The sequence below is a fragment of the Citrobacter sp. RHB35-C21 genome, from assembly GCF_013816515.1.
GTDB lineage: Bacteria > Pseudomonadota > Gammaproteobacteria > Enterobacterales > Enterobacteriaceae > Citrobacter > Citrobacter braakii.
Genome location: NZ_CP057147.1, coordinates 1,116,704 through 1,142,287 on the forward strand (window position 1 = coordinate 1,116,704; position 25,584 = coordinate 1,142,287).

Annotated in this window: 19 protein-coding genes and 2 pseudogenes; 15 read left to right on the top strand and 6 right to left on the bottom strand. The window is 53.2% G+C overall.

Features of this window, described 5'->3' with window-relative positions; all coding sequences use genetic code 11:
• Window positions 1-78 precede the first annotated feature (78 nt).
• Entirely contained in the window at window positions 79-1,221 is a 1,143-nt protein-coding gene (locus HVZ39_RS05445) for a glycerate kinase (RefSeq protein WP_016154238.1), read from the top strand.
• A 59-nt stretch (window positions 1,222-1,280) separates the two neighbouring features.
• Here HVZ39_RS05445 and barA read toward each other — a convergent pair whose 3' ends face one another.
• Complete coding sequence (gene barA, locus HVZ39_RS05450) at window positions 1,281-4,028, bottom strand: two-component sensor histidine kinase BarA (RefSeq protein WP_181633311.1); 2,748 nt, start codon at window positions 4,026-4,028, stop codon at window positions 1,281-1,283.
• A 57-nt stretch (window positions 4,029-4,085) separates the two neighbouring features.
• Here barA and rlmD point away from each other — a divergent pair, with 57 nt between their 5' ends.
• The 5 genes from rlmD to eno all read left to right on the top strand — a co-directional run bounded on the left by rlmD (window position 4,086) and on the right by eno (window position 11,889).
• The gene (gene rlmD / locus HVZ39_RS05455; RefSeq protein ID WP_065554335.1) at window positions 4,086-5,384 is read left to right on the top strand and encodes a 23S rRNA (uracil(1939)-C(5))-methyltransferase RlmD; all 1,299 of its coding nucleotides are present in this window, start codon (window positions 4,086-4,088) and stop codon (window positions 5,382-5,384) included.
• Window positions 5,385-5,484: 100 nt separating this feature from the next.
• Window positions 5,485-7,719 carry a GTP diphosphokinase gene (gene relA, locus HVZ39_RS05460; protein WP_016154235.1) on the top strand — a complete coding sequence of 745 codons (2,235 nt, stop codon included), beginning with the start codon at window positions 5,485-5,487 and terminating at the stop codon, window positions 7,717-7,719.
• A gap of 130 nt (window positions 7,720-7,849) precedes the next feature.
• Window positions 7,850-8,641 (top strand): nucleoside triphosphate pyrophosphohydrolase, encoded by a 792-nt coding sequence (gene mazG, locus HVZ39_RS05465; protein WP_016154234.1) that lies wholly within the window; start codon window positions 7,850-7,852, stop codon window positions 8,639-8,641.
• 224 nt (window positions 8,642-8,865) lie between these two features.
• Window positions 8,866-10,503: a CTP synthase (glutamine hydrolyzing) gene (gene pyrG / locus HVZ39_RS05470; RefSeq protein WP_016154233.1), complete on the top strand. Its 1,638-nt coding sequence runs from the start codon at window positions 8,866-8,868 to the stop codon at window positions 10,501-10,503.
• An 87-nt stretch (window positions 10,504-10,590) separates the two neighbouring features.
• Entirely contained in the window at window positions 10,591-11,889 is a 1,299-nt protein-coding gene (eno, locus tag HVZ39_RS05475) for a phosphopyruvate hydratase (protein ID WP_003034129.1), read from the top strand.
• Between the two features lie 55 nt (window positions 11,890-11,944).
• On the opposite strand, the gene HVZ39_RS05480 is transcribed toward eno, so the two are convergent.
• Window positions 11,945-12,769 (bottom strand): MurR/RpiR family transcriptional regulator, encoded by an 825-nt coding sequence (locus HVZ39_RS05480; protein ID WP_181633312.1) that lies wholly within the window; start codon window positions 12,767-12,769, stop codon window positions 11,945-11,947.
• A 165-nt stretch (window positions 12,770-12,934) separates the two neighbouring features.
• Between HVZ39_RS05480 and HVZ39_RS05485 the strand changes: the two genes are divergently transcribed.
• From HVZ39_RS05485 to queE, 3 genes are all read left to right on the top strand, one after another.
• The gene (locus HVZ39_RS05485; RefSeq protein WP_181633313.1) at window positions 12,935-14,491 is read left to right on the top strand and encodes a maltose/glucose-specific PTS transporter subunit IIC; all 1,557 of its coding nucleotides are present in this window, start codon (window positions 12,935-12,937) and stop codon (window positions 14,489-14,491) included.
• Window positions 14,491-15,180, top strand: a complete 690-nt coding sequence (locus HVZ39_RS05490; protein ID WP_016154230.1) for an N-acetylmannosamine-6-phosphate 2-epimerase — start codon at window positions 14,491-14,493, stop codon at window positions 15,178-15,180. The genes HVZ39_RS05485 and HVZ39_RS05490 overlap by 1 nt, the downstream gene beginning before the upstream one ends.
• 71 nt (window positions 15,181-15,251) lie before the next feature.
• Window positions 15,252-15,923 (top strand): 7-carboxy-7-deazaguanine synthase QueE, encoded by a 672-nt coding sequence (gene queE, locus HVZ39_RS05495; protein WP_016154229.1) that lies wholly within the window; start codon window positions 15,252-15,254, stop codon window positions 15,921-15,923.
• Window positions 15,924-15,975: 52 nt separating this feature from the next.
• On the opposite strand, the pseudogene HVZ39_RS26550 reads toward queE, so the two are convergent.
• The 3 genes and pseudogenes from HVZ39_RS26550 to queD form a co-directional block, all read right to left on the bottom strand.
• A pseudogene (locus tag HVZ39_RS26550) lies at window positions 15,976-16,101 on the bottom strand (hypothetical protein); the annotation flags it as partial.
• 105 nt (window positions 16,102-16,206) lie between these two features.
• A pseudogene (locus HVZ39_RS05500) lies at window positions 16,207-16,275 on the bottom strand (carbohydrate kinase); the annotation flags it as partial.
• 81 nt (window positions 16,276-16,356) lie between these two features.
• Window positions 16,357-16,719, bottom strand: coding sequence for a 6-carboxytetrahydropterin synthase QueD (gene queD, locus HVZ39_RS05505; protein WP_016154218.1), 363 nt, complete (start codon window positions 16,717-16,719; stop codon window positions 16,357-16,359).
• A gap of 305 nt (window positions 16,720-17,024) precedes the next feature.
• On the opposite strand from queD, the gene cysJ reads away from it, so the two are divergent.
• From cysJ to cysH, 3 genes are read left to right on the top strand one after another with little or no spacing between them, the layout of a single operon-like run.
• The gene (gene cysJ, locus HVZ39_RS05510; protein WP_016157336.1) at window positions 17,025-18,824 is read left to right on the top strand and encodes an NADPH-dependent assimilatory sulfite reductase flavoprotein subunit; all 1,800 of its coding nucleotides are present in this window, start codon (window positions 17,025-17,027) and stop codon (window positions 18,822-18,824) included.
• Window positions 18,824-20,536, top strand: a complete 1,713-nt coding sequence (gene cysI, locus HVZ39_RS05515) for an assimilatory sulfite reductase (NADPH) hemoprotein subunit (protein ID WP_046274900.1) — start codon at window positions 18,824-18,826, stop codon at window positions 20,534-20,536. The genes cysJ and cysI overlap by 1 nt, the downstream gene beginning before the upstream one ends.
• A 15-nt stretch (window positions 20,537-20,551) precedes the next feature.
• The gene (cysH, locus tag HVZ39_RS05520) at window positions 20,552-21,286 is read left to right on the top strand and encodes a phosphoadenosine phosphosulfate reductase (RefSeq protein WP_131346673.1); all 735 of its coding nucleotides are present in this window, start codon (window positions 20,552-20,554) and stop codon (window positions 21,284-21,286) included.
• 44 nt (window positions 21,287-21,330) lie between these two features.
• On the opposite strand, the gene HVZ39_RS05525 is transcribed toward cysH, so the two are convergent.
• The gene (locus HVZ39_RS05525; RefSeq protein ID WP_109017645.1) at window positions 21,331-22,374 is read right to left on the bottom strand and encodes an aminopeptidase; all 1,044 of its coding nucleotides are present in this window, start codon (window positions 22,372-22,374) and stop codon (window positions 21,331-21,333) included.
• Between the two features lie 254 nt (window positions 22,375-22,628).
• Here HVZ39_RS05525 and cysD point away from each other — a divergent pair, with 254 nt between their 5' ends.
• From cysD to cysC, 3 genes are read left to right on the top strand one after another with little or no spacing between them, the layout of a single operon-like run.
• Window positions 22,629-23,537: a sulfate adenylyltransferase subunit CysD gene (cysD, locus tag HVZ39_RS05530; protein ID WP_003034152.1), complete on the top strand. Its 909-nt coding sequence runs from the start codon at window positions 22,629-22,631 to the stop codon at window positions 23,535-23,537.
• 9 nt (window positions 23,538-23,546) lie between these two features.
• Window positions 23,547-24,974, top strand: coding sequence for a sulfate adenylyltransferase subunit CysN (cysN, locus tag HVZ39_RS05535; RefSeq protein ID WP_049040376.1), 1,428 nt, complete (start codon window positions 23,547-23,549; stop codon window positions 24,972-24,974).
• Window positions 24,974-25,579 (top strand): adenylyl-sulfate kinase, encoded by a 606-nt coding sequence (gene cysC, locus HVZ39_RS05540; protein WP_019077557.1) that lies wholly within the window; start codon window positions 24,974-24,976, stop codon window positions 25,577-25,579. Before cysN ends, cysC begins: the two co-directional genes overlap by 1 nt.
• Window positions 25,580-25,584: the final 5 nt, after the last annotated feature.

The window sequence follows — 25,584 nt, forward strand, 5'->3', positions numbered from 1 at the left end:
AGCTGGGACCGCTCCCATAAAGGAGCGGTTTTTCTCCTGGTGTATGCTTAACACAGTCAACATGCGTAAGGATGCTTTATGAAAATAGTAATCGCACCGGATTCCTATAAGGAAAGTTTGAGTGCGCTTGAAGTGGCAACGGCTATTGAGCTGGGATTTCGTGAGATCTGGCCTGAGGCGAATTACGTGAAGATCCCGGTCGCGGATGGCGGTGAGGGAACGGTCGAAGCGATGGTTGCCGCAACGCAAGGCCACCTTGTGCATGTTGATGTTACCGGCCCTCTGGGTAAAACGATTCAGGCATTTTATGGTTTATCCGGGGATGAGCGTTCGGCGTTTATCGAAATGGCGGCCGCCAGCGGACTGGAGCAGGTTCCCGCAGGTTTACGCGATCCGCTGAAAACGACCTCCTGGGGAACCGGGGAGCTAATCCGTCATGCGCTGGACGCGGGCGTTGAACATATCATTATCGGCATTGGCGGCAGCGCCACCAATGATGGCGGTGCCGGGATGGTGCAAGCGCTGGGAGCAAAATTACTGGATGCGCAAAATAACGATATTGCTCATGGCGGGACTGGCCTTGAATCACTCGCCCGGATTGATATTTCTCAGCTAGACCCGCGTCTTGCCGCGTGCCGTATTGAAGTGGCCTGCGATGTGACTAATCCGTTGACCGGTGAAGAGGGGGCCTCTGCGGTCTTCGGTCCGCAAAAGGGGGCGACGCCGGAGATGATTCTTCGTCTTGATCGGGCGCTCACGCATTATGCGCAACTCATTGCCCGCGATCTGGACGTCAACGTGCTGGAACTGGCGGGTGGTGGCGCGGCTGGTGGTATGGGGGCGGCACTGTATGCGTTTTGCGGTGCGCAGTTACGCTGCGGTATTGAGGTCGTGACGGATGCGTTACACCTCGACGACTGCGTTGCGGATGCGGATTTAGTGGTCACGGGTGAAGGCCGTATCGACAGCCAGACCATTCACGGTAAGGTTCCGGTTGGCGTGGCGAAGGTGGCAAAGCGTTACAACAAACCGGTTATTGGCATTGCCGGCAGCCTGACGGCTGATGTCGGTGTTGTACATGAGCATGGGCTGGATGCGGTTTTTAGCGTTATCTATACCGTTTGCACACTAGATGAGGCGCTGAAGAACGCGAGTGAGAACGTGCGAATGACGGCGCGAAACGTGGCCGCGACCCTGAAAGCGGGTCAGCAATTACGTTGAATGATGTGGCATGAAGGCCGGATAAGACGCGTGAGCGTCGTCATCCGGCAATCAGATCTTTACCCTAACAACTTCTTCGCTTCGCGTGCAACGTTATCCATTTCATCCAGAAGCTCTAAAAACTCAGGCTCCAGCTCTTCTTCTTTGCTCCCGCTACGAAATTGCTGCTCAATAAGCTGACACAGGTTTTTCATGCGGGGAACGCCGCTATAACCGCAACTGCCATGCAGTTTATGGATCATATCCACCAGTCCTTCAGGGTTTTCACCTACCAGCTGTTCTTCAATTTTGTTACGCACTTCGGGCAGAAAATCGAGCAGCATTTGCAGCATATCCCGCGCCAGATCGTTTTTACCGGCGGCTTGCCTTAACGCCAGTTGCCAGTCGAGTGTGGTATTCGGATTGACGACCGGTTCAACAGCGAGCGCCCTCAGCGATGTGCTCGCGCCGGGTTTGTAGCGTAACAGCAGATTATGCAGCTTATCTTCTTCGATAGGCTTCGCCAGGTAATCGTTCATTCCGGCGCTGAGCAGCTTCTCTTTTTGCCCAGCCATGGCATGCGCGGTGACCGCAATGACCGGCGTCTGTTGTTGATGAGGAAGCTGGTGGATCAGTTCGCAGGCGCGAATACCGTCCATGTCTGGCATCTGAATATCCATCAGGATGAGATCAAACTGCATCTGTTTGGCGCGATCCACTGCCTGATGTCCGCTGTCGCAGAGCACGACGTGCTGCACTTTATCTTCCAGCAGTGCGCCAATCAGCTTGAGGTTCGCCGGGTTGTCGTCCACCGCCATGACGGTCATCGCAATTTTGCTCTCGTCTAACAGCAGCGGAGCCGCGCTGTGGTTCAGTTGACAATACTCTGTCAACGCTGGCAGTAAGCGGGTTGAGGTTAGAGGTTTCAACAGGCACGCCGCCGCGCCGCCCTGCTTTAATTTCTCAGCGTTGATCTGCGCATGGCAAGGCAGAGCCAGTAACAAAAAGTCGGTCATCGCCGCTGCGCTTGCCAGCCGCTCATGCTGCATGGTGAGCGGTTCGCGTAAAGTGACCGGTATGCCAAGCAGCAGAATATCGTAGTGATCCTTCGGCAGCCCGGAGAATGAAGGGCTGTAAATCACCTCCAGCGGCGTTTCACTCAAGATATCTAACGTGCATTGCGCGGCAGTGGCGTTAGGTTCAACGTAGGCCAGTCGCTTACCAGCCAGACAGTGCGTGGTTGAGCGATCCACGAGAACGTTAGGGTTGAGATCGAGGCTGATATGGAACCAGAACGTGGAGCCCCGGTTCGGCTGGCTGTGGAAGGAGATATCCCCGCCCATTTCATTGACCAGCTTTTGCGTAATGACCAGGCCCAGTCCGGTCCCGCCGTGGCGGCGGGAAATACTGGCATCGGCCTGGCGGAAGGCCTGGAACAGGCGTGACTGATCGCGCTCAGGGATGCCAATTCCGGTATCGCGGATTTGCACTTCAATTTGCACTTTCGTGTTACTGAGGGCGCGTTTCTCGACCAGAATGTCGATATTGCCGCCTTCGGTAAATTTGATGGCATTGCCAACCAGATTAGTGATTACCTGCTGTAAGCGCAGCGGGTCCCCGATGACGTTGTCCGGCACGTCATTCTTAATATTTAGCGTCAGCTCAAGCCCTTTATCATGGGATGAGTGCGCTAACAGCGTGACGACGTCATCCAGCGTGCTACGCAGCGGGAATGGGATGCTTTCCAGAATCAGTTTGCCCGCCTCAAGTTTGGAGAAGTCGAGCACATCATTGATGATGGCCAACAGATTGTTGGCCGAGCGTTCAATCGTATTCAGGTGATCGCGCTGCGTCGTGTTGAGCTCGGTTTTAAGCGTCAGGCGGGTGAAGCCAATCACGCCATTCAGCGGCGTACGCAGCTCATGCGACATGTTAGCCAGAAACTCAGACTTAATACGCGCCGCTTCCTGGGCGCGTTTCTTCGCCAGATCCAGTTCGACGTTCTGGATTTCCATCTGCTCCAACGTTTCGCGCAGGTCAGAGGTGGCCTGGTCGATGTTGTGCTGCATCTCTTCATGGTAGGCCGCAAGTGACATCGCCATCGAGTTGATGCCATTTTTGAGCATATCCAGCTCGCCCAACATGAAACCTTCGACGCGGCTGTCGAGCTGTCCTCTACGTATTCGGTCAACGGTATTTACCATATTGCGAATCGGGCCAGTCACGTCGCGCATCAGACGCCAGCCAAAAATTAACGCAATACCGATACAAAACAGCATCATTACGCTGGAGATAAAGATCTCTTTATACTGCTGCAATCGTACTGACTTGAGGTCCAGCTCAAGCGCCACATACCCCAGCATATTTTCCGTATTTTTGGCGTCGCTGACGGCAGATTCATCCGGCGAATAGCTTTCCGATATAATTGGCGTTCGCAGGATCATAATATCCCCGAGCCGGGTGACGCTCAGCTTTCGGGGAAATGGTGAACCGGTTGCCAGCTGCATTTCAGACGGATCGAGATGAAAATTGGATGTGACAAACAGCCGGTTATTCTCGTCATAGACAGAAATTGCCCGCACGATATCGGAATGGCGACGATGCAGCACGCTGATAAGTTGGCCGATGGATTCTCTGTTTTGCAGATTCATGCCATATTCGCTGGAGACCGCGAGTGGCTCAATGATGCTGGCGCCAGCATCTTCCAGTTGACGCTGCAAGTCGTTATAGCGATGCACAACAAAAAAGATACTGAGCAGCAAACCAATCAGGACGGTCGGGGCCAGGATCAGAATCATCATGCGTGCGCGCAGGCTGTAGTTGGTCATGGAGTTCCGTTATGGGACAATTAGGGTCACACTGTTAAATAGAGATATATCTCGTCGATGGCGCAATTCTACTCTGCAAAACGACGCGTGACGACGCGTCAGATCATAACCGTTACCGTCAATGACCTTGATCCTTTCGGCCAGGGCGTTGCTCGCCATAACGGAAAGGCGTTGTTTATACCGGAATTGCTACCTCAGGAAAGCGCCGAGGTGGTGATTACCGAAGATAAAAAACAGTTCGCCCGCGCGCAAGTAAAACGACGTTTAAACGACAGTCCGCAGCGTGAAGTGCCACGTTGCCCGCATTTTGGCGTGTGCGGCGGCTGCCAGCAGCAGCATGCCAGCATCTCGTTGCAGCAGCGTAGCAAAAGCGCGGCGTTGTCGCGTTTAATGAAATGTGAAGTGTCGGATGTTATAGCTGATACCCCGTGGGGCTATCGTCGTCGCGCCAGGTTGAGCCTGAACTATCGGCCAAAAGAACAAAAATTGCAGATGGGGTTTCGCAAATCCGCATCCAGCGACATTATCGATGTCAAACAATGCCCTATTTTGGTGCCCCAGCTTGAAGCGCTCTTGCCCCACATCCGGGCGTGTCTGGAAAGTCTGCAAGGGTTACGCCATCTTGGTCATGTCGAGTTGGTGCAGGCGGGGAGCGGAACCCTGATGATTTTGCGCCACACGGCGCCATTAAGTGCTCAGGATAAAGAAAAACTGGAATGCTTTTCGCATTCTCAGGGGCTGTCTTTGTTTCTGGCCCCGCAAAGCGAGATACTGGAATCAATATCAGAAGAGTCGCCCTGGTATGACTCAAATGGACTACGGTTAACCTTCAGCCCGCGTGATTTTATTCAGGTCAATGAAGGGGTAAACCAACAAATGGTGGCCCGTGCGCTCGAATGGCTGGATGTGCAACCTGAAGATCGCGTACTCGATCTGTTCTGTGGAATGGGTAATTTTACCCTGCCGTTGGCAACCCGGGCTGCAAACGTGGTGGGGGTGGAAGGGGTACCGGCGCTGGTGGAAAAAGGTCGGGAAAACGCGCTGAATAACGGATTACACAATGTGACATTCTTTCATGAAAACCTTGAGGAAGATGTTACCCGGCAGCCGTGGGCGAAAAACGGATTCGACAAAGTATTGCTCGATCCTGCGCGTGCGGGGGCTGCAGGTGTGATGCAACATATTATAAAATTAGAACCTATACGCGTTGTTTATGTATCCTGTAACCCGGCAACGCTGGCTCGTGACAGCGACGCTTTGCTCAACGCGGGATATGCCATACGGCGACTGGCGATGCTTGATATGTTCCCGCACACTGGACACCTGGAATCAATGGTCCTGTTTGAGCGTATGTAATAAATTTTGTACCCATTGGATTTCGGGTGGTAATGCAGCGTGAAAGACAATGGGTATGGCTTGTCGACTTCGACAGGCCAGGCCCCTTAAGGAGAGGACAATGGTTGCGGTAAGAAGTGCACATATAAATAAAGCTGGTGAGTTTGATCCAAAGAAATGGATCGCGAGTCTGGGGATCTCCAGCCAGCAGTCGTGTGAACGCTTAGCCGAAACCTGGGCGTACTGCCAGCAGCAGACACAGGGGCATCCGGATGCGGATCTGCTGTTGTGGCGCGGCGTGGAGATGGTTGAAATACTCTCCATGTTGAGCATGGATATCGACACGCTGCGCGCAGCAATGCTGTTCCCTCTGGCAGATGCCAACGTGGTCAGTGAAGACATCCTGCGCGAGAGCGTGGGCAAATCCATTGTTCATCTTATCCACGGCGTGCGGGATATGGCGGCAATACGCCAGCTTAAGGCCACTCATACCGATTCAGTCTCATCCGAACAGGTCGATAACGTTCGCCGCATGCTGCTGGCTATGGTGGATGATTTCCGCTGTGTGGTCATCAAGCTGGCGGAGCGGATTGCACATCTGCGTGAAGTGAAGGATGCACCGGAAGATGAACGCGTTCTGGCGGCAAAAGAGTGCACCAATATCTATGCGCCGCTGGCCAACCGTTTGGGTATCGGGCAATTAAAATGGGAACTGGAAGATTACTGCTTCCGTTACCTGCACCCGGCTGAATACAAACGTATTGCCAAGCTGCTGCACGAACGTCGCATCGATCGCGAGCATTATATTGATGAGTTCGTCGGTCATTTGCGCTCAGAAATGAAAACGGAAGGCGTCAAAGCCGAAGTGTACGGACGTCCGAAACACATCTACAGCATCTGGCGCAAAATGCAGAAAAAGCAGCTGGCCTTCGATGAACTTTTCGACGTGCGCGCGGTGCGTATCGTGGCGGAGCGTTTACAGGACTGCTATGCCGCGCTCGGGATAGTGCATACTCACTATCGCCATCTGCCGGATGAGTTCGATGACTATGTTGCTAACCCGAAACCCAACGGCTATCAGTCAATTCATACGGTTGTGCTGGGACCGGGCGGGAAAACCATTGAAATTCAGATCCGTACGAAACAGATGCACGAAGATGCCGAACTGGGCGTTGCGGCACACTGGAAGTACAAAGAGGGTACCGCTTCAGGCGTAGCGCGTTCTGGTCATGAAGATCGTATTGCATGGCTGCGTAAGCTGATCGCCTGGCAGGAAGAGATGGCGGACTCTGGCGAAATGCTGGATGAAGTCCGTAGCCAGGTCTTTGATGACCGAGTGTACGTCTTTACGCCAAAAGGCGACGTTGTGGACTTACCTGCAGGCTCCACACCGCTCGATTTTGCTTATCATATTCACAGTGATGTGGGGCATCGTTGCATTGGCGCGAAAATTGGCGGGCGCATCGTACCGTTTACCTACCAGCTGCAGATGGGCGATCAAATTGAAATTATCACCCAGAAACAGCCCAACCCAAGCCGCGACTGGTTGAACCCTAACCTCGGCTATGTCACCACCAGTCGAGGGCGTTCGAAGATCCACGCCTGGTTCCGTAAACAGGACCGCGACAAAAACATCCTTGCTGGCCGCCAGATCCTCGACGATGAGCTGGCGCATTTAGGCATTAGCTTGAAAGAAGCGGAAAAGCACCTGCTGCCGCGCTACAGCTTCAATGAGCTGGATGAGCTGCTGGCGGCGATTGGTGGGGGGGATATTCGCCTCAACCAGATGGTGAACTTCCTGCAGGCGCAGTTTAATAAGCCAAGCGCAGCCGAACAGGATGCCGCCGCGCTGAAACAGCTTCAGCAGAAAACGCAGGCGCCGCAGAGTCGCCGTAAAGACGACGGTCGCGTGGTGGTGGAAGGGGTGGGTAACCTGATGCACCATATCGCGCGCTGCTGCCAGCCGATTCCAGGCGATGAAATTGTCGGGTTTATCACTCAGGGCCGCGGTATTTCCGTGCACCGGGCGGATTGCGAACAGTTGACCGAGCTGCGCTCCCATGCGCCGGAACGTATTGTTGATGCGGTTTGGGGCGAAAGCTACTCGGCAGGATATTCGCTGGTGGTTCGCGTCCAGGCTAACGATCGCAGCGGCTTATTACGTGATATCACCACGATTCTTGCCAACGAGAAGGTGAACGTGCTGGGGGTTGCCAGCCGGAGTGATACCAAACAGCAGCTGGCTACCATCGATATGACCATCGAAATCTATAACCTGCAGGTGCTCGGGCGCGTGCTTGGCAAGCTGAACCAGGTGCCGGATGTGATCGACGCACGTCGTCTGCACGGTAATTAATTATTTATTAGGCCAGATAAGTTTGCATGCCTGGTGAGGCGCGTTAGCGTTGCCATCAGGCATTGCCATGTTGCCGGATATCGGCTGTCGTCTTATCTGGCCTCGCGTATTGAAATTTCAGGATATTCCAATGAATCAAATCGACCGACTGCTCGGTATTATGCAGCGCCTGCGCGACCCGGAAAACGGTTGTCCCTGGGACAAAGAGCAGACATTCGCCACTATTGCCCCTTACACCCTCGAAGAAACCTATGAAGTGCTGGACGCAATTGCGCGGGAAGACTTCGACGACCTGCGTGGAGAACTGGGTGATTTGCTGTTCCAGGTGGTGTTTTACGCCCAGATGGCGCAGGAAGAAGGACGTTTCGATTTCAATGATATTTGCGCCGCCATCAGCGATAAGCTTGAGCGTCGCCACCCACATGTTTTTGCTGATGTTTCTGCCAGTAACAGCACTGAGGTGTTGACCCGCTGGGAGCAAATCAAAAGCGAAGAACGCGCCCAGAAGGCGCAGCATTCCGCACTCGACGATATTCCCCGTAGTTTACCGGCGTTAATGCGCGCCCAAAAAATCCAGAAACGCTGCTCTAATGTTGGCTTCGACTGGAAAACATTAGGACCGGTTGTCGACAAGGTTTACGAAGAGATCGATGAAGTCATGTTTGAGGCGAAGCAGGCTGTTGTCGACCAGGCTAAACTGGAGGAGGAAATGGGCGACCTGCTGTTTGCTACGGTCAATATGGCTCGGCATTTAGGCACTAAAGCTGAGACCGCATTGCAAAAAGCGAACGAGAAATTTGAGCGCCGTTTTCGTGAGGTTGAGCGAATTGTAGCGGCCCGGGGTCTGGAAATGACTGGTGTTGATCTGGAAACTATGGAAGAAGTCTGGCAACAGGTAAAACGGCAGGAAATTGATCTCTAAGGGATTTCGTCGGTCAAGGGCGATTTGTGTGATTTTTTAAATAACAAGCGCTTGATTTACGTCAAAAACATTTACCCCAAAGGGGCTATTTTCTCACTCCCGATGTTTATGTGAGCCTGGTGAAGAGGAGGAATAATGAAAGTTTGTGGCGCTCGTCATGTTCGGGTATACTACTTTCCCGTCTTGGTAATTCCATCGTTTCACCCTAACTTCTCAGGTCCAGCATGACAACGAACTATATTTTTGTGACCGGCGGGGTCGTATCCTCTCTGGGTAAAGGCATTGCCGCAGCCTCCCTGGCAGCCATTCTTGAGGCTCGTGGCCTCAACGTGACCATGATGAAACTGGATCCGTATATCAACGTCGATCCAGGTACTATGAGTCCAATCCAACACGGGGAAGTGTTCGTTACTGAAGACGGCGCTGAAACCGACCTGGACCTGGGTCACTATGAGCGTTTCATTCGTACCAAAATGACTCGCCGCAATAACTTCACTACCGGTCGAATTTACTCCGATGTCCTGCGCAAAGAGCGCCGTGGCGACTATCTGGGTGCAACCGTACAGGTTATCCCGCACATCACCAACGCCATTAAAGAGCGTGTCCTTGCCGGTGGCGAAGGTCATGACGTCGTTCTGGTTGAAATCGGCGGTACGGTCGGTGATATCGAATCCCTGCCATTCCTGGAAGCGATTCGCCAATTAGCGGTAGATATCGGTCGTGAACACGCGCTGTTCATGCACCTGACTCTGGTTCCTTACCTGGCCGCTGCCGGTGAAGTCAAAACTAAACCGACTCAGCACTCGGTAAAAGAGTTGCTGTCTATTGGTATCCAGCCTGACATTCTGATCTGTCGTTCCGATCGCGCGGTTCCGGCCAACGAACGTGCAAAAATTGCATTGTTCTGTAACGTGCCAGAAAAAGCCGTTATTTCAATGAAAGATGTCGATTCCATCTATAAAATTCCAGGCCTGTTGAAATCCCAGGGCCTTGACGATTATATTTGTAAACGATTCAGCTTGAACTGTCCGGAAGCTAATCTGTCAGAATGGGAACAGGTTATCTACGAAGAAGCGAATCCGGCAGGCGAAGTGACTATCGGTATGGTCGGCAAGTATATTGAACTGCCGGATGCCTATAAGTCAGTTATCGAAGCATTGAAGCACGGTGGTCTGAAGAATCGTGTCACCGTCAACATTAAGCTGATCGATTCGCAAGATGTCGAAACGCGCGGCGTTGAGATCCTGAAAGGTCTTGATGCAATCCTGATCCCTGGCGGCTTCGGCTACCGTGGTGTTGAAGGTAAGATCGCGACAGCGCGCTTTGCGCGTGAAAACAATGTTCCTTATCTGGGTATTTGCCTGGGTATGCAGGTTGCGTTGATTGAGTTTGCACGTAACGTAGTGGGTATGGATAACGCCAACTCCACGGAATTTGTGCCAGACTGTAAGTACCCGGTGGTGGCCCTGATTACCGAATGGCGCGATGAAGACGGCAACGTTGAAGTCCGTACCGAGAAGAGCGATCTGGGCGGCACAATGCGCCTTGGCGCCCAGCAGTGTCAGTTGAGCGACGATAGCCTGGTTCGTCAGCTGTACGGCGCGCCGACAATTGTTGAACGCCATCGCCACCGTTACGAAGTCAACAATATGCTGTTGAAACAGATTGAAGCTGCGGGTCTGCGTATTGCAGGCCGTTCCGGTGATGATCAGTTGGTCGAGATCATTGAGGTACCGAATCATCCGTGGTTCGTGGCCTGTCAGTTCCACCCGGAATTTACTTCCACGCCACGTGATGGGCACCCGCTGTTTGCCGGCTTTGTGAAAGCCGCCAGTGAACATCAGAAGCGTCAGGCGAAGTAAGAAGTAAAAAAGTTAGAACGGCAATGCACCCATCCGGGTGCATTGTTTGTCTGGAGTTTTAGTTTAACTTGTACTGAGGAAAATCTAATGTCCAAAATCGTTAAAATCATCGGTCGTGAAATCATCGACTCCCGTGGTAACCCGACTGTTGAAGCCGAAGTACACCTGGAAGGTGGTTTCGTTGGTATGGCAGCAGCTCCGTCAGGTGCTTCTACTGGTTCCCGCGAAGCACTGGAACTGCGCGACGGCGACAAATCCCGTTTCATGGGTAAAGGCGTACTGAAAGCTGTTGCAGCTGTTAACGGCCCAATTGCTCAGGCTCTGCTGGGTAAAGATGCTAAAGATCAGGCTGGCATCGACAAGATCATGATCGATCTGGACGGTACTGAAAACAAATCCAACTTCGGTGCAAACGCCATCCTGGCTGTGTCCCTGGCGAACGCCAAAGCAGCAGCTGCTGCTAAAGGCCTGCCGCTGTATGCACACATCGCTGAACTGAACGGTACTCCGGGCAAATACTCCATGCCGGTTCCGATGATGAACATCATCAACGGTGGTGAGCACGCTGACAACAACGTTGACATCCAGGAGTTCATGATTCAGCCGGTTGGCGCTAAAACCCTGAAAGAAGCCGTACGTATGGGTTCTGAAGTGTTCCATAACCTGGCTAAAGTTCTGAAAGCTAAAGGTATGAACACTGCAGTGGGTGACGAAGGCGGCTACGCGCCGAACCTGGGTTCCAACGCTGAAGCTCTGGCTGTAATCGCTGAAGCGGTTAAAGCAGCTGGCTACGAGCTGGGCAAAGACATCACCCTGGCGATGGACTGTGCAGCTTCTGAATTCTACAAAGACGGTAAATACGTTCTGGCTGGCGAAGGCAACAAAGCATTCACCTCCGAAGAATTCACCCACTTCCTGGAAGAACTGACCAAACAGTACCCGATCGTGTCCATCGAAGATGGTCTGGACGAGTCTGACTGGGACGGTTTCGCATACCAGACTAAAGTTCTGGGCGACAAAATCCAGCTGGTTGGTGACGATCTGTTCGTAACCAACACCAAGATCCTGAAAGAAGGCATCGAAAAAGGCATCGTTAACTCCATCCTGATCAAATTCAACCAGATCGGTTCTCTGACCGAAACTCTGGCTGCGATCAAAATGGCGAAAGACGCTGGCTACACCGCTGTCATCTCTCACCGTTCTGGCGAAACTGAAGACGCTACCATCGCTGACCTGGCTGTTGGTACCGCTGCAGGCCAGATCAAAACCGGTTCTATGAGCCGTTCTGACCGCGTTGCTAAGTACAACCAGCTGATTCGTATCGAAGAAGCTCTGGGTGAACAAGCGCCGTACAACGGTCGTAAAGAGATCAAAGGTCAGGCGTAATCCTGTTCTTTAACTCTTAACGTAAAAACCCGCTGCGGCGGGTTTTTTTATGCCGCTAAAGCAGTAGCGGTAAGGTCGCACTGGCGGTTTTCTGGCTCACATCACTGTACTTTTCATCCAGCGCAATCAGTGAAGTGGTGAGCAGTTCTACCAACAGCATCACTCCCACCTTGGCGTTTAGCGCACCAGCACTCAACGGACCTTCTGGTTTGGCTGCGACCAGTTGAATATCACTCAGCGAAGCCAACGGACTGCGCGGCGTATTACTTAACGCCAGTACGCGCGCGCCTTGCTTACGCGCCAGTTTAACGACATGCAGCAGATCGCGCGTGGAGCCTGAGCTGGAAATCGCCACCACGAGCGTGTCTTTGCTTAGCGTTGTGGCGTTCATGGCTGCGCGATGCATATCGCTGAACAATTGTGCGGGTTTGCCCAAGCGCAGGAGTTTGTAATGTAAATACTCCCCCAGAATGGCGCTGGCCGCTACGCCATAAATCTGTACCGACTGCGCCTGATGCAGCGCAAGAGCGGCTGCTTCAAGTAATGCTCTGTCGAGTAATTTTGCGGTGTCCTGCAGTGCTTGCACGGATTCATTGACCACATTGTCAATTTCATCCCCGCTGTGCTCTACCGGCTGTTCTTGCTGGAGATCGAGTGCCAGCGCCATTTTGAACTCGTTATAGCCCTTACACCCCAGCGTACGGCACAGCCGTGTGACGCTAGCTTCGCTGGTGTCGCTTTCACGCGCCAGTTCGGTAATCGTCAGGTAGACAACTTTTGCCGGATCGCTTAGCACAAACTCTCCCAGCTTCTGTTGTGTTCGGCTATATCCGTCAACGCTCTGGCGCAATCTCAGCAGCAGGTTTTCATTTTCTGACATGCAAAATCCTTAATGCGTTTCTCTGCTGATAGTGTGGCGGAAAGCAGGGGAGAGATGCCAGTCATTTTAAAAAAGTATGATCGGCTTCCTGGTTTTTGATGATAATTTTCATTTATAAAAATAATCATGGTAAAAATTTTCATCACTAGTCGGGGAGATGAAAAAATGATGCAAATGTTTAGCGGCGCCTCATCGGGTGCATGGTTTGAAAAAGCGCAGCGCTTCGGCAAATCCTTCATGTTGCCGATTGCGGTATTGCCCGCCGCGGGACTGTTGTTAGGGATTGGCGGCGCACTGTCGAATCCAAACACATTGACGGCTTATCCGTTTTTGGATGTCGACTGGTTGCAGGCAATCTTCACAATCATGACCAGCGCCGGTTCTATTGTGTTTGCCAATCTTTCGGTGCTGTTTGCAGTGGGTGTCGCTGTAGGACTGGCGAAAACGGATAAAGGTACCGCCGGGCTGGCGGCATTGCTGGCATTTTTGGTGATGAATGCCACTATCAATGCCTTATTGACCCTCAACGGGACACTGGCGCACGAGAACCCTGGTGCCGTTGGCCAGGGGATGACGCTGGGTATTCAGACGCTGGAAACGGGCGTGTTTGGTGGGGTGGTTATTGGTCTTGTCACCTGCGCGCTGCATAGCCGTTTCAATAAAGTCTCACTACCTCAGTTCCTTGGTTTCTTCAGCGGTTCGCGCTTTGTACCGATTATTAGCTCCCTTGCCGCGATTGTTGTGGGGGCTGTCATGACAGTGGTTTGGCCGCATTTCCAGAAACTCATTTTTGGGCTGGGTGGTCTGGTGGATGCGACGGGTTATCTGGGGACACTGTTGTACGGCTTCATCCTGCGTATGCTTGGCCCACTGGGTTTACACCATATCTTTTATTTGCCGTTCTGGACGACGGCGCTTGGCGGTAGCGAAATCGTCAACGGCCAGTTGGTTGAAGGTACGCAGCGGATTTTCTTTGCCCAACTTGCCGATCCGAATACGCAGCAGTTCTATGCGGGCACCTCGCGCTTTATGTCCGGGCGATTCATTACCATGATGTTTGGCCTGCTTGGCGCATGCCTGGCGATGTACCACACTGCCAAGCCGGAGAACAGAAAGCTTGTCGCCGGCCTGCTGTTGTCGGCAGCCCTGACCTCTTTCCTGACGGGGATCACTGAGCCTATCGAGTTCTCCTTCCTCTTTGTGGCTCCCGTGTTATATGTCATTCACGCCTTCTTCGATGGCCTGGCGTTTATGATGGCTCATATTTTACATATCACTATTGGGCAAACTTTTTCGGGGGGTCTTATCGATTTCCTCCTCTTCGGCGTCTTACAGGGGGAAGCTAAAACCAACTGGATGTACGTTCCCATGGTGGGGATACCGTGGTTCTTCCTTTACTACTTTACCTTCCGCTATTTGATTAACCGCTTTGGCTGGCTGACACCAGGGCGTGAAAACGTAACCCCAATTGAATCCGGTCTGCCTCAAAGTGAACGCGCAGCGGCAGTCATCTCTGGACTGGGAGGCAAAGAGAATCTGGAAGAGGTGGACTGTTGCGCCACACGCTTACGCGTGACGGTGAAAGAGAGCAGCAAGGTAGATAAAGCGGCGCTGAAAGCGACCGGAGCACGTGGCGTTATTATTCGCGGTAACGGTGTTCAGGTGATCTATGGCCCGCATGTCACCATCATTAAAAACGAAGTCGAAGAGATCTTATCGTAATGAAAACTGTACTGGATTGCCTGAAAGGTAAATTAATCGTCTCCTGTCAGGCGCTGGAAAATGAGCCTCTGCACAGTCCATTTATTATGTCGCGTATGGCGTTGGCGGCAGCACAGGGCGGTGCGGTAGGTATCCGTGCGAACAGCGTGGTGGATATTCGCGCTATCAAAGAGATCGTCTCACTGCCGGTGATTGGGATTATCAAGCGCGATTATCCGGGTAGTGATGTGTTTATCACGGCCACCCTGCAGGAAGTGGATGAGTTGATGACCGTTGAGCCGGAAATTATTGCTCTGGACGCGACAGCGCGCCCGCGCCCTGGTGGGCAAACGCTGGAAGAACTGGTCGCACAGGTCCGCGCTCGCTACCCGTCCGTACTGCTGATGGCGGATATCGCCACTGTAGACGAGGCGGTGACCGCCGAGCGTCTGGGGTTTGACTGCGTGGGCACTACGCTCTACGGCTATACCGCTGACACTGTCGGGCATGTGCTGGCGGAAAACGACTGTGGTTTTTTACGGGAGGTGTTGGCTGCGGTCAGCATACCGGTCGTGGCGGAAGGAAACGTCGATACCCCGGAACGTGCTGCACGTTGCCTGGCATTAGGTGCCCATACCGTGGTGGTTGGAGGGGCTATCACGCGTCCGCAGCAGATTACGGCACGCTTTGCCGCGGCGATCGCCGCGTAAAGCATCGATGGGGCATGATACTTTGGCGGGGATCTGCGATAATTATCGTTTATCCCCATATTGAGAGCGCTATGCAGTACCCGATTAACGAGATGTTCCAGACCCTGCAAGGTGAGGGTTACTTTACCGGCGTCCCCGCCATTTTTATTCGTTTACAGGGATGCCCGGTTGGCTGTGCCTGGTGCGATACCAAACACACCTGGGATAAGCTTGAGGATCGGGAAGTTTCCCTGTACAGCATCCTGGCTAAGACCAAAGAGAGCGATAAATGGGGGGCGGCGAGCAGCGAGGATCTGCTGGCGGTCATTGTGCGTCAGGGCTATACCGCCCGTCACGTGGTGATAACCGGTGGCGAGCCCTGCATTCATGACCTGATGCCGCTGACAGACCTGCTGGAAAAGAATGGCTTTAGCTGCCAGATTGAAACCAGCGGTACCCACGAAGTGCGCTGTACGCCGAATACCTGGGTGACCGTATCGCCGAAGGTGAATATGCGCGGCGGTTATGATGTGCTGTCGCAGGCGTTGGAGCGTGCGAATGAAATCAAACATCCGGTTGGTCGCGTTCGCGATATTGAAGCGCTGGATGAACTGCTGGCTACGTTGAGCGACGACAAACCGCGTATCATCGCCTTACAGCCAATCAGCCAGAAAGAAGATGCCACGCGTTTGTGTATTGATACTTGTATTGCGCGTAACTGGCGTCTGTCGATGCAGACCCATAAATATCTGAATATTGCCTGATGATAATGGGTTTATCGGCCTGCATGTAGCACTCAATGCAGGCCGGACAACCTTATGCGTTCGACCAGCTCTGAATCGAATTGACGTTATTCAGGCCGCCATGCAGTACTTCATACGACTTTTTCAGGATCACATCGGTGTGCTGGGTTAAATCGAGGAAAATCCCTTTGTTCAGCGCCAAAGTCTCTTTAATGCCATTGCGGTTGTCGAGGGACGAGGCAGGAATCCATAACGCTCGGCCAGCAGGTTGTTGCCCCTTCCGCCAGTACCACATAGCGGGCACGCAGCGTAAAGCACAAGCGGTGCCCGCTATCCCTGCACCGATAATAATAATATCGAAATCGTCAGACATGTTGTGCTCCAGATATCCAGAGCACATAACCCTAACAGAGTGTTAGTTAAGGAAAATTGACCGTCGCCACTGACGATACAATCATTCCCCGCGATACACGCAGCCTGCTGTGCAGGTCTCTTTCACCATTACGGCACTCAGCAGAGGGACAACCGGTTTAACCTGATCCCAAATCCATTTGGCCAGAACTTCACTGGTTGGGTTTTCTAATCCAGGAATATCGTTCAGATAGTAGTGATCGAGTCTGTTGTAAGTTGGCTTAAACGCGGCTTTTAACTCAGAAAAATCCATGATCCAACCGGTATGCGGATCGACTTCACCGGTAATTTCAAGACGCACCATAAATGAGTGACCATGCAGGCGGCCACACTTATGCCCTTCCGGTACATGCGGCAGGCGGTGAGCGGCTTCGAAGGTGAAATCTTTAAACAAGGTGGTGGACATTTTTTACTCTCAAGAATGCGAAAAACCGCCGTAGGGTACCGTAAAGAGCGAATTTTATCATTAGTTAAAAGGGCGCTGAGTATCAGAACGACCTATTCATGATGGTAATATTTAATAATTATTGATATATCATATGGTTATCCAATCTGTTTTGCTGTTAATAACTATAACTAAAACAGGTTAGTTCATTTGGTTATTTGTTATTTCTATCCCTTCTTTAATTGTTACTATCCCCGCCGTTAACCTTATCTTCAGTTTGGGTTTTATTGCTGAAATCCGCTTTGCTTACTGGAACATGACAACGCATGACGACACAGGCCCCACCTTCCGCTCTGCTACCGCTAAACCCGGAGCAACTGGCACGCCTTCAGGCGGCCACGACTGATTTCACTCCCGCACAGCTTGCGTGGGTTTCTGGCTATTTTTGGGGCGTGCTGAATCAGCAGCCAGGCAGCAATGCGGCGACTCCTGCGCCTGCTGCTGAAATGCCTGGCATTACGCTTATCTCCGCCTCGCAAACCGGTAATGCGCGTCGTGTGGCGGAAGCCCTGCGCGATGATCTGATCGCTGCAAAGCTCAACGTCACTCTCACCAATGCTGGCGACTATAAATTCAAACAAATCGCCAATGAGAAATTGCTGATCGTAGTGGCGTCGACGCAAGGGGAAGGTGAACCGGCGGAAGAAGCCGTAGCGTTGCATAAATTCCTGTTCTCGAAAAAAGCGCCGAAGCTTGATAACACCGCTTTTGCCGTGTTTGGTCTTGGTGACACTTCTTACGAGTTTTTCTGTCAGTCAGGAAAAGACTTCGATGCAAAACTGGCTGAGCTGGGCGGTGAACGCTTGCTTGACCGCGTGGATGCCGACGTCGAATACCAGGGCGCGGCAGCCGAATGGCGTGCCCGTCTGGTTGATGTCCTGAAAGCGCGTGCGCCTGCGGCATCGTCTGTGCAAGTTGCTGCGAGCGGTGCGGTAAATGAAGTACACACCAGCCCGTACACCAAAGAAGCGCCGCTGACGGCGTCGCTTGCGGTGAATCAGAAAATCACCGGTCGCGACTCGGAAAAAGATGTGCGCCATATTGAAATCGATCTCGGCGACTCCGGTCTGCGCTACCAGCCGGGCGATGCCTTAGGAGTCTGGTATCAGAACGATCCTGAGCTGGTCAAAGAGTTGGTTGAATTGCTGTGGCTGAAAGGAGATGAGCCGGTCACGGTTGACGGCAAAACCCTGTCGCTCACCGAAGCGCTGCAGTGGCATTTCGAGCTGACGGTTAACACCGGCAATATCGTCGAGAACTATGCCACTTTAACCCGTAGCGACTCTCTGCTGCCGCTGGTGGGCGACAAAGCGCAATTGCAGCATTACGCCGCAACCACGCCAATCGTCGATATGGTGCGCTTCTCCCCAGCGCAACTGGACGCCCAAACGTTGGTTGATCTTCTGCGCCCGCTGACGCCGCGTTTGTATTCTATTGCCTCTTCCCAGGCGGAAGTGGAAAGCGAAGTGCACGTCACCGTGGGCGTGGTGCGTTATGACATTGAAGGTCGTGCTCGTGCTGGTGGCGCGTCCAGTTTCCTCGCCGATCGCGTGGAAGAAGAGGGTGAAGTGCGCGTGTTCATCGAACACAACGATAACTTCCGCCTGCCGGCTAACCCGCAGACACCGGTGATTATGATTGGACCGGGCACGGGGATTGCGCCGTTCCGTGCATTCATGCAGCAGCGTGCGGCTGACGGAGCCGAAGGCAAAAACTGGCTGTTTTTTGGCAATCCACACTTTACCGAAGATTTCCTGTACCAGGTGGAATGGCAGCGTTACGTCAAAGAGGGCGTACTGAGCCGCATCGATCTTGCCTGGTCGCGCGATCAAAAAGAAAAAGTCTACGTACAAGATAAACTGCGCCAACAAGGTGCGGAACTGTGGCGCTGGATAAACGACGGTGCCCACATTTATGTCTGCGGCGACGCCAATCGCATGGCGAAAGACGTTGAGCAGGCTTTGTTGGAAGTGATTGCCGAATTCGGTGCTATGGATATCGAAGCGGCGGATGAATTTTTAAGTGAGCTGCGCATTGAGCGCCGTTATCAGCGAGATGTCTACTAATGAGCGAAAAATACCCAGGACCATTGGTGGTCGAAGGCAAGCTGTCCGACGCTGAGCGTATGAAGCTGGAAAGCAACTATCTGCGCGGTACGATTGCCGAAGATTTAAACGACGGCCTGACCGGCGGCTTCAAAGGCGATAACTTCCTGCTGATCCGTTTTCACGGTATGTACCAGCAGGATGACCGCGATATCCGCGCCGAACGAGCCGAGCAAAAGCTGGAGCCGCGTCATGCGATGCTGCTGCGCTGCCGTCTGCCGGGTGGGGTGATCACCACCAAACAGTGGCAGGCGATCGACACGTTCGCCCATGACAACACGATTTATGGCAGCATTCGTCTGACCAACCGTCAGACCTTCCAGTTTCACGGCATTCTGAAGAAGAACGTTAAGCCGGTACACCAGATGCTGCATTCGGTCGGGCTGGACGCGCTGGCGACCGCCAACGACATGAACCGTAACGTTCTGTGTACCTCTAACCCGTACGAGTCCGAGCTGCACGCCCAAGCCTATGAATGGGCGAAGAAGATCTCCGAACATCTGCTGCCGCGTACTCGCGCCTATGCAGAAATTTGGCTGGATCAGGAGAAGGTAGCGACCACCGACGAAGAGCCGATCCTCGGTCAAACCTATCTGCCGCGTAAGTTTAAAACCACGGTCGTAATCCCGCCGCAGAACGACATCGATCTGCACGCCAACGATATGAACTTCGTGGCGATTGCCGAAAACGGCAAGCTGGTGGGCTTTAACCTGCTGGTCGGCGGTGGTTTGTCGATTGAGCACGGCAATAAGAAAACCTACGCCCGCACCGCGAGCGAGTTCGGCTATCTGCCGCTGGAGCACACCCTGGCGGTAGCAGAAGCTGTGGTGACAACGCAGCGCGACTGGGGTAATCGTACCGATCGTAAAAACGCCAAAACTAAATACACGCTTGAACGCGTTGGTATCGACACGTTCAAAAAGGAAGTGGAGCGTCGTGCGGGTATTAAATTTGAGCCGATCCGCCCGTACGAGTTCACCGGTCGCGGCGATCGTATTGGTTGGGTAAAAGGGATCGACAATAACTGGCACCTGACGCTGTTTATTGAAAACGGCCGTATCCTGGATTATCCGGGCCGTCCGCTGAAAACCGGCCTGCTGGAGATCGCGAAGATCCACAAAGGGGATTTCCGCATCACCGCCAACCAGAACCTGATCATTGCTGGTGTGCCGGAAAGCCAAAAAGCGAAGATCGAGAAGCTGGCGCGCGATCACGGATTGATGAATGCGGTGAAGCCGCAGCGTGAAAACTCGATGGCCTGCGTGTCGTTCCCGACCTGTCCGCTGGCGATGGCGGAGGCCGAACGTTTCCTGCCATCGTTCACTGATAAAGTGGAAGCTATTCTCGAAAAACACGGCATTCCTGACGAGCATATCGTGATGCGCGTTACAGGCTGCCCGAACGGCTGCGGCCGCGCGATGCTGGCGGAACTGGGCCTGGTGGGTAAAGCCCCGGGGCGCTACAACGTACACCTTGGCGGTAACCGCATGGGCACGCGCATTCCGCGTATGTATCGCGAAAATATTACGGAATCGGAAATTCTCGACTCCGTTGACGAACTGGTTGGGCGCTGGGCGAAAGAGCGCGAAGCGGGTGAAGGCTTCGGTGATTTTACGGTGCGTGCGGGCATCATTCGCCCGGTGCTCGATCCCGCCCGGGATTTCTGGGAGTAACCACGAGAGGTAATTATGTCCGTACTCGATCTAAACGCCCTTAATGACCTGCCAAAAGTCGACCGCATTCTGGCGCTGGCGGAAACCAACGCACAGCTCGAAAAGCTGGACGCCGAAGGGCGCGTGGCGTGGGCGCTGGAAAACCTGCCTGGTGAATATGTACTGTCATCAAGCTTTGGTATCCAGGCGGCAGTAAGCCTGCACCAGGTGAATCAGATTCACCCGGATATCCCGGTGATCCTCACCGATACGGGCTATTTGTTCCCGGAAACCTACCAGTTTATTGATGAGTTAACGGACAAACTCAAGCTTAATCTGCAAGTCTACCGGGCGAAGGAGAGCGCGGCCTGGCAGGAAGCGCGCTACGGCAAACTGTGGGAGCAGGGCGTTGAAGGCATTGAGAAATACAATGAGATCAACAAAGTCGAGCCGATGAACCGTGCGCTCAAAGAACTCAATGCGCAAACCTGGTTTGCCGGTCTGCGCCGCGAGCAGTCGGGCAGCCGGGCGCATTTGCCGGTGCTGGCTATCCAGCGCGGCGTGTTTAAAGTGCTGCCGATCATCGACTGGGACAACCGTACCGTTTACCAGTATCTGCAAAAGCACGGCCTGAAATACCATCCACTGTGGGATCAGGGCTATCTGTCAGTTGGTGATACCCATACCACCCGCAAATGGGAGCCGGGTATGGCGGAAGAAGAGACGCGGTTCTTCGGATTGAAGCGCGAGTGCGGATTGCATGAAGGGTAAAAGATAAAAGCCCGGTAATGTTTACATATTACCGGGCCTCTTCTTCAGGATTTACCCGCCTTTGCCAGTTCTTTCACCAGCGGGAGCATAATGCGTACCACGTCGCGGCTACGGTGCTCTATCCTGCCCGGTAAGGCTTTATCGATATGCTGCTGGTTATCCAGTCGCACATCGTGCCAGCTGTTGCCTGCCGGGAACGAGGCGCTTTTGGCGCGCTGTTGATAGCCATCTTTCTTGCCCAGACTCCAGTTGGTTGCTTCAACGGAGAGCACGGCAATGCCCGCGTCGTCGAAGACCTCTGCATCGTTACAACATCCAGTACCTTTCGGATAGTTTTTGTTCAGTCCCGGATTGGTGCTGGCTACGATACCGCGGCTGTGCGCGATGGCCAGCGCCCGGTCGCGCGTCAATTTTCGCACCGCTTCCGGGGTTTTCTTACCGCTATTGAAATAGAGCTTATCGCCGACGATCAGGTTATCGAGGTTGATAACCAGCAGCGTATTTTTCTTCTCGGCGGCGCTCATTCGCTTCAGGATGTTCTCCGCGCCCAGTTTGCCTTCTTCCTCGCCGCTGGTAGCGATAAATCGAATGCCGTACTGCGTCGGCACGTCTTTGAGTTTTTCCGCCAGTTCCAGCATCACGCCAAGTCCTGCGGCGTTGTCATCAATACCTTGCAGGGTCAATCCACCCAGATTGGCATCGGAATCGGCGTCGCTCTGCGCGGCGTAGGTGTCGAGGTGCGCCATGATAATAATCTGCTGTGGCGCTTTACCCTCATGTGCGGCAATAACGGTACTTCCCGTGACGTTATGCCAGTTTTTACGGTTATTTTTGGCGGTATAAACATAACGGCTATTAAATGTTCGAATATCACTGCTGTAGCCCATCTGCTGAAATTGCTGACGAATATAATCAGCAGACAACATTTCTGCCGGAGAGCCCGTTACGCGGCCTGGGAAAAACGTTGCGATATATCGAGCCTGGGTATTTGCGATATCTCCAGGTTTGGAAGATGTTGCCTGTGCGGGAAGGATAAAGCACGCGCCGAGCGCCAGGATTGCAAGAAGGGGGCGCGTTGCGGAAAACATAATGAGTCCTTAAATACCAAGCAGAAATTTTTAGCCGCTAGTATGAAACCGTGATCGAGGTAAAACAATTTCATTTGCTCCTAAATGCCCTAAATTCGGTAGCTTAAGCACTTTTTGATATTTGCTTTTCCGGATCGTTATTCCTTTGAGGAACTACTCATTCCAATTCGTAATTTCATTCGCCCTCTTGCCCTCCCTATAGTCAGGTTATCTGAGCATCGTTAGCAAAATAACGGCATTACATAGGAACGGTTATGGATCAAAAACGACTTACCCACCTGCGGCAACTGGAAGCGGAAAGCATCCATATTATTCGTGAGGTGGCCGCCGAGTTTTCGAATCCGGTGATGATGTATTCCATCGGCAAAGATTCCAGCGTAATGCTGCATCTGGCGCGCAAAGCGTTTTATCCTGGCACGTTGCCGTTCCCTCTGCTGCACGTTGATACCGGCTGGAAATTCAGCGAGATGTACGAGTTTCGTGACCGCACGGCGAAAGCCTACGGTTGTGAACTGCTGGTGCATAAAAACCCGGAAGGGGTGGCGATGGGCATCAACCCGTTTGTTCACGGTAGCGCCAAGCATACCGATATTATGAAAACCGAAGGGTTGAAGCAGGCGTTGAACAAATACGGTTTCGACGCCGCGTTCGGTGGCGCTCGTCGTGACGAAGAGAAATCGCGTGCCAAGGAGCGCATTTATTCTTTCCGCGATCGTTTTCATCGCTGGGACCCTAAAAATCAGCGTCCGGAACTGTGGCATAACTACAACGGACAGATTAACAAAGGCGAAAGCATTCGCGTATTCCCGCTCTCCAACTGGACTGAACAGGATATCTGGCAGTACATCTGGCTGGAAAATATCGACATCGTGCCGCTGTACCTGGCGGCGGAGCGTCCGGTGCTGGAACGCGACGGCATGCTGATGATGATTGATGACGACAGAATCGATCTGCAACCGGGCGAAGTGATTAAAAAACGCATGGTGCGTTTCCGTACGCTCGGCTGCTGGCCGTTAACAGGCGCGGTGGAGTCGAATGCGCAGACGCTGCCGGAAATCATCGAAGAGATGCTGGTCTCAACCACCAGTGAACGTCAGGGCCGCGTGATTGACCGCGACCAGGCGGGCTCCATGGAGCTGAAGAAACGTCAGGGGTATTTCTAAGGAGCCGCCATGAACACGACACTTGCACAACAAATTGCTAATGAAGGCGGCGTTGAAGCCTGGATGGTCGCCCAGCAACACAAAAGCCTGCTGCGTTTTTTAACCTGCGGTAGCGTGGATGACGGGAAAAGCACCCTGATTGGTCGCCTGCTGCACGACACGCGTCAGATTTATGAAGACCAGCTTTCATCGCTGCACAACGACAGTAAACGTCACGGTACTCAGGGCGAAAAGCTCGATCTGGCGTTATTGGTTGACGGCTTGCAAGCCGAGCGCGAGCAGGGCATCACCATCGACGTGGCTTACCGTTATTTCTCTACCGAGAAGCGTAAATTTATTATTGCGGATACTCCCGGTCATGAGCAATACACTCGCAACATGGCGACCGGTGCGTCGACCTGCGACCTGGCGATCCTGCTGATCGATGCGCGTAAAGGCGTGCTGGATCAGACCCGTCGTCACAGCTTTATCTCCACGCTACTTGGGATCAAACACCTGGTGGTGGCGATCAACAAAATGGATCTGGTGAACTTTAGCGAAGAGACATTTAACCGCATTCGCGAAGACTATCTTACTTTTGCTGAACAGTTGCCGGGCAACCTGGATATCCGGTTTGTGCCGCTCTCTGCGCTGGAAGGCGACAACGTGGCTTCACAAAGCGCCAGCATGTCGTGGTACAGCGGTCCGACGCTACTGGAAGTGCTGGAAACCGTTGAGATCCAACGCATAGTTGATACTCAGCCGATGCGTTTCCCGGTGCAGTATGTGAACCGACCGAATCTGGATTTTCGTGGTTATGCCGGGACGCTGGCCTCCGGTAGTGTGAAGGTAGGGCAACGCGTCAAAGTGCTGCCATCCGGCGTTGAGTCGAGCGTGGCGCGGATCGTAACCTTTGATGGTGATTTACAGGAAGCACATGCGGGTGAAGCGATCACCCTGGTATTGAAAGATGAGATCGATATCAGCCGGGGCGACCTGCTGCTTGATGCCGGTGAAGCGTTACCTGCGGTACAAAGCGCTGCCGTTGATGTGGTGTGGATGGCGGAACAACCGTTGTCGCCTGGGCAGAGCTACGACATCAAAGTCGCCGGTAAGAAGACCCGCGCACGCGTTGATAACGTGCAGTACCAGATTGATATTAATAACCTGACCCAACGTGATGTTGAAGCGTTGCCGCTAAACGGCATCGGTCTGGTTAATCTGACTTTTGATGAGCCGCTGGTGCTGGATACCTATCAGCAGAATCCGGTTACGGGCGGGCTGATTATCATTGACCGCCTGACCAACGTTACCGTTGGCGCGGGGCTGGTACGTGAGCCAATCGTCCAGGATCACGCCGCGGCTTCTCAGTTCAGCGCGTTTGAGCTGGAGCTTAATGCGTTAGTGCGTCGCCATTTCCCGCACTGGGGCGCGCGCGATCTGCTGGGAGGAAAATAATGGCGCTGCATGACGAAAACGTCGTCTGGCATGCCCATCCTGTTACGCCGCAACAGCGGGAACAACGCCACGGTCATCGTGGTGTTGTGCTGTGGTTTACCGGGCTGTCTGGTTCCGGTAAATCCACGGTAGCAGGGGCGCTGGAAGAGGCGTTGCACAAGCTGGGAGTGAGTACCTATTTGTTGGATGGCGATAACGTGCGCCACGGCCTGTGCAGCGATCTTGGGTTTAGCGATGCCGATCGTAAGGAGAATATTCGTCGGGTTGGCGAGGTGGCTAACCTGATGGTGGACGCGGGCCTTGTGGTGTTGACCGCCTTTATCTCTCCGCATCGCGCCGAACGCAAAATGGTCCGTGAACGCGTTGGCGAAGGGCGTTTTATTGAGGTTTTTGTCGACACGCCGCTGGCAACGTGCGAATTACGCGATCCAAAAGGGCTATATAAAAAAGCGCGGGCGGGTGAGTTGCGCAATTTCACCGGAATTGATTCGGTATACGAAGCGCCTGAATCGCCAGAGATTCACCTTGATGGTGAACAATTGGTAACAAATTTGGTACCCCAATTATTAGACCTGCTGAGGCAGGAAGATATTATCAGATCCTGAGACAC

Bases quoted from the DNA above. Each gene is read 5' to 3' on its own strand.
- HVZ39_RS05445 (WP_016154238.1), top strand. From the start codon at position 79: ATGAAAATAGTAATCGCACCGGATTCCTATAAGGAAAGTTTGAGTGCG.
- barA (WP_181633311.1), bottom strand. From the start codon at position 4,028: ATGACCAACTACAGCCTGCGCGCACGCATGATGATTCTGATCCTGGCC.
- rlmD (WP_065554335.1), top strand. From the start codon at position 4,086: ATGGCGCAATTCTACTCTGCAAAACGACGCGTGACGACGCGTCAGATC.
- relA (WP_016154235.1), top strand. From the start codon at position 5,485: ATGGTTGCGGTAAGAAGTGCACATATAAATAAAGCTGGTGAGTTTGAT.
- mazG (WP_016154234.1), top strand. From the start codon at position 7,850: ATGAATCAAATCGACCGACTGCTCGGTATTATGCAGCGCCTGCGCGAC.
- pyrG (WP_016154233.1), top strand. From the start codon at position 8,866: ATGACAACGAACTATATTTTTGTGACCGGCGGGGTCGTATCCTCTCTG.
- eno (WP_003034129.1), top strand. From the start codon at position 10,591: ATGTCCAAAATCGTTAAAATCATCGGTCGTGAAATCATCGACTCCCGT.
- HVZ39_RS05480 (WP_181633312.1), bottom strand. From the start codon at position 12,769: ATGTCAGAAAATGAAAACCTGCTGCTGAGATTGCGCCAGAGCGTTGAC.
- HVZ39_RS05485 (WP_181633313.1), top strand. From the start codon at position 12,935: ATGATGCAAATGTTTAGCGGCGCCTCATCGGGTGCATGGTTTGAAAAA.
- HVZ39_RS05490 (WP_016154230.1), top strand. From the start codon at position 14,491: ATGAAAACTGTACTGGATTGCCTGAAAGGTAAATTAATCGTCTCCTGT.
- queE (WP_016154229.1), top strand. From the start codon at position 15,252: ATGCAGTACCCGATTAACGAGATGTTCCAGACCCTGCAAGGTGAGGGT.
- queD (WP_016154218.1), bottom strand. From the start codon at position 16,719: ATGTCCACCACCTTGTTTAAAGATTTCACCTTCGAAGCCGCTCACCGC.
- cysJ (WP_016157336.1), top strand. From the start codon at position 17,025: ATGACGACACAGGCCCCACCTTCCGCTCTGCTACCGCTAAACCCGGAG.
- cysI (WP_046274900.1), top strand. From the start codon at position 18,824: ATGAGCGAAAAATACCCAGGACCATTGGTGGTCGAAGGCAAGCTGTCC.
- cysH (WP_131346673.1), top strand. From the start codon at position 20,552: ATGTCCGTACTCGATCTAAACGCCCTTAATGACCTGCCAAAAGTCGAC.
- HVZ39_RS05525 (WP_109017645.1), bottom strand. From the start codon at position 22,374: ATGTTTTCCGCAACGCGCCCCCTTCTTGCAATCCTGGCGCTCGGCGCG.
- cysD (WP_003034152.1), top strand. From the start codon at position 22,629: ATGGATCAAAAACGACTTACCCACCTGCGGCAACTGGAAGCGGAAAGC.
- cysN (WP_049040376.1), top strand. From the start codon at position 23,547: ATGAACACGACACTTGCACAACAAATTGCTAATGAAGGCGGCGTTGAA.
- cysC (WP_019077557.1), top strand. From the start codon at position 24,974: ATGGCGCTGCATGACGAAAACGTCGTCTGGCATGCCCATCCTGTTACG.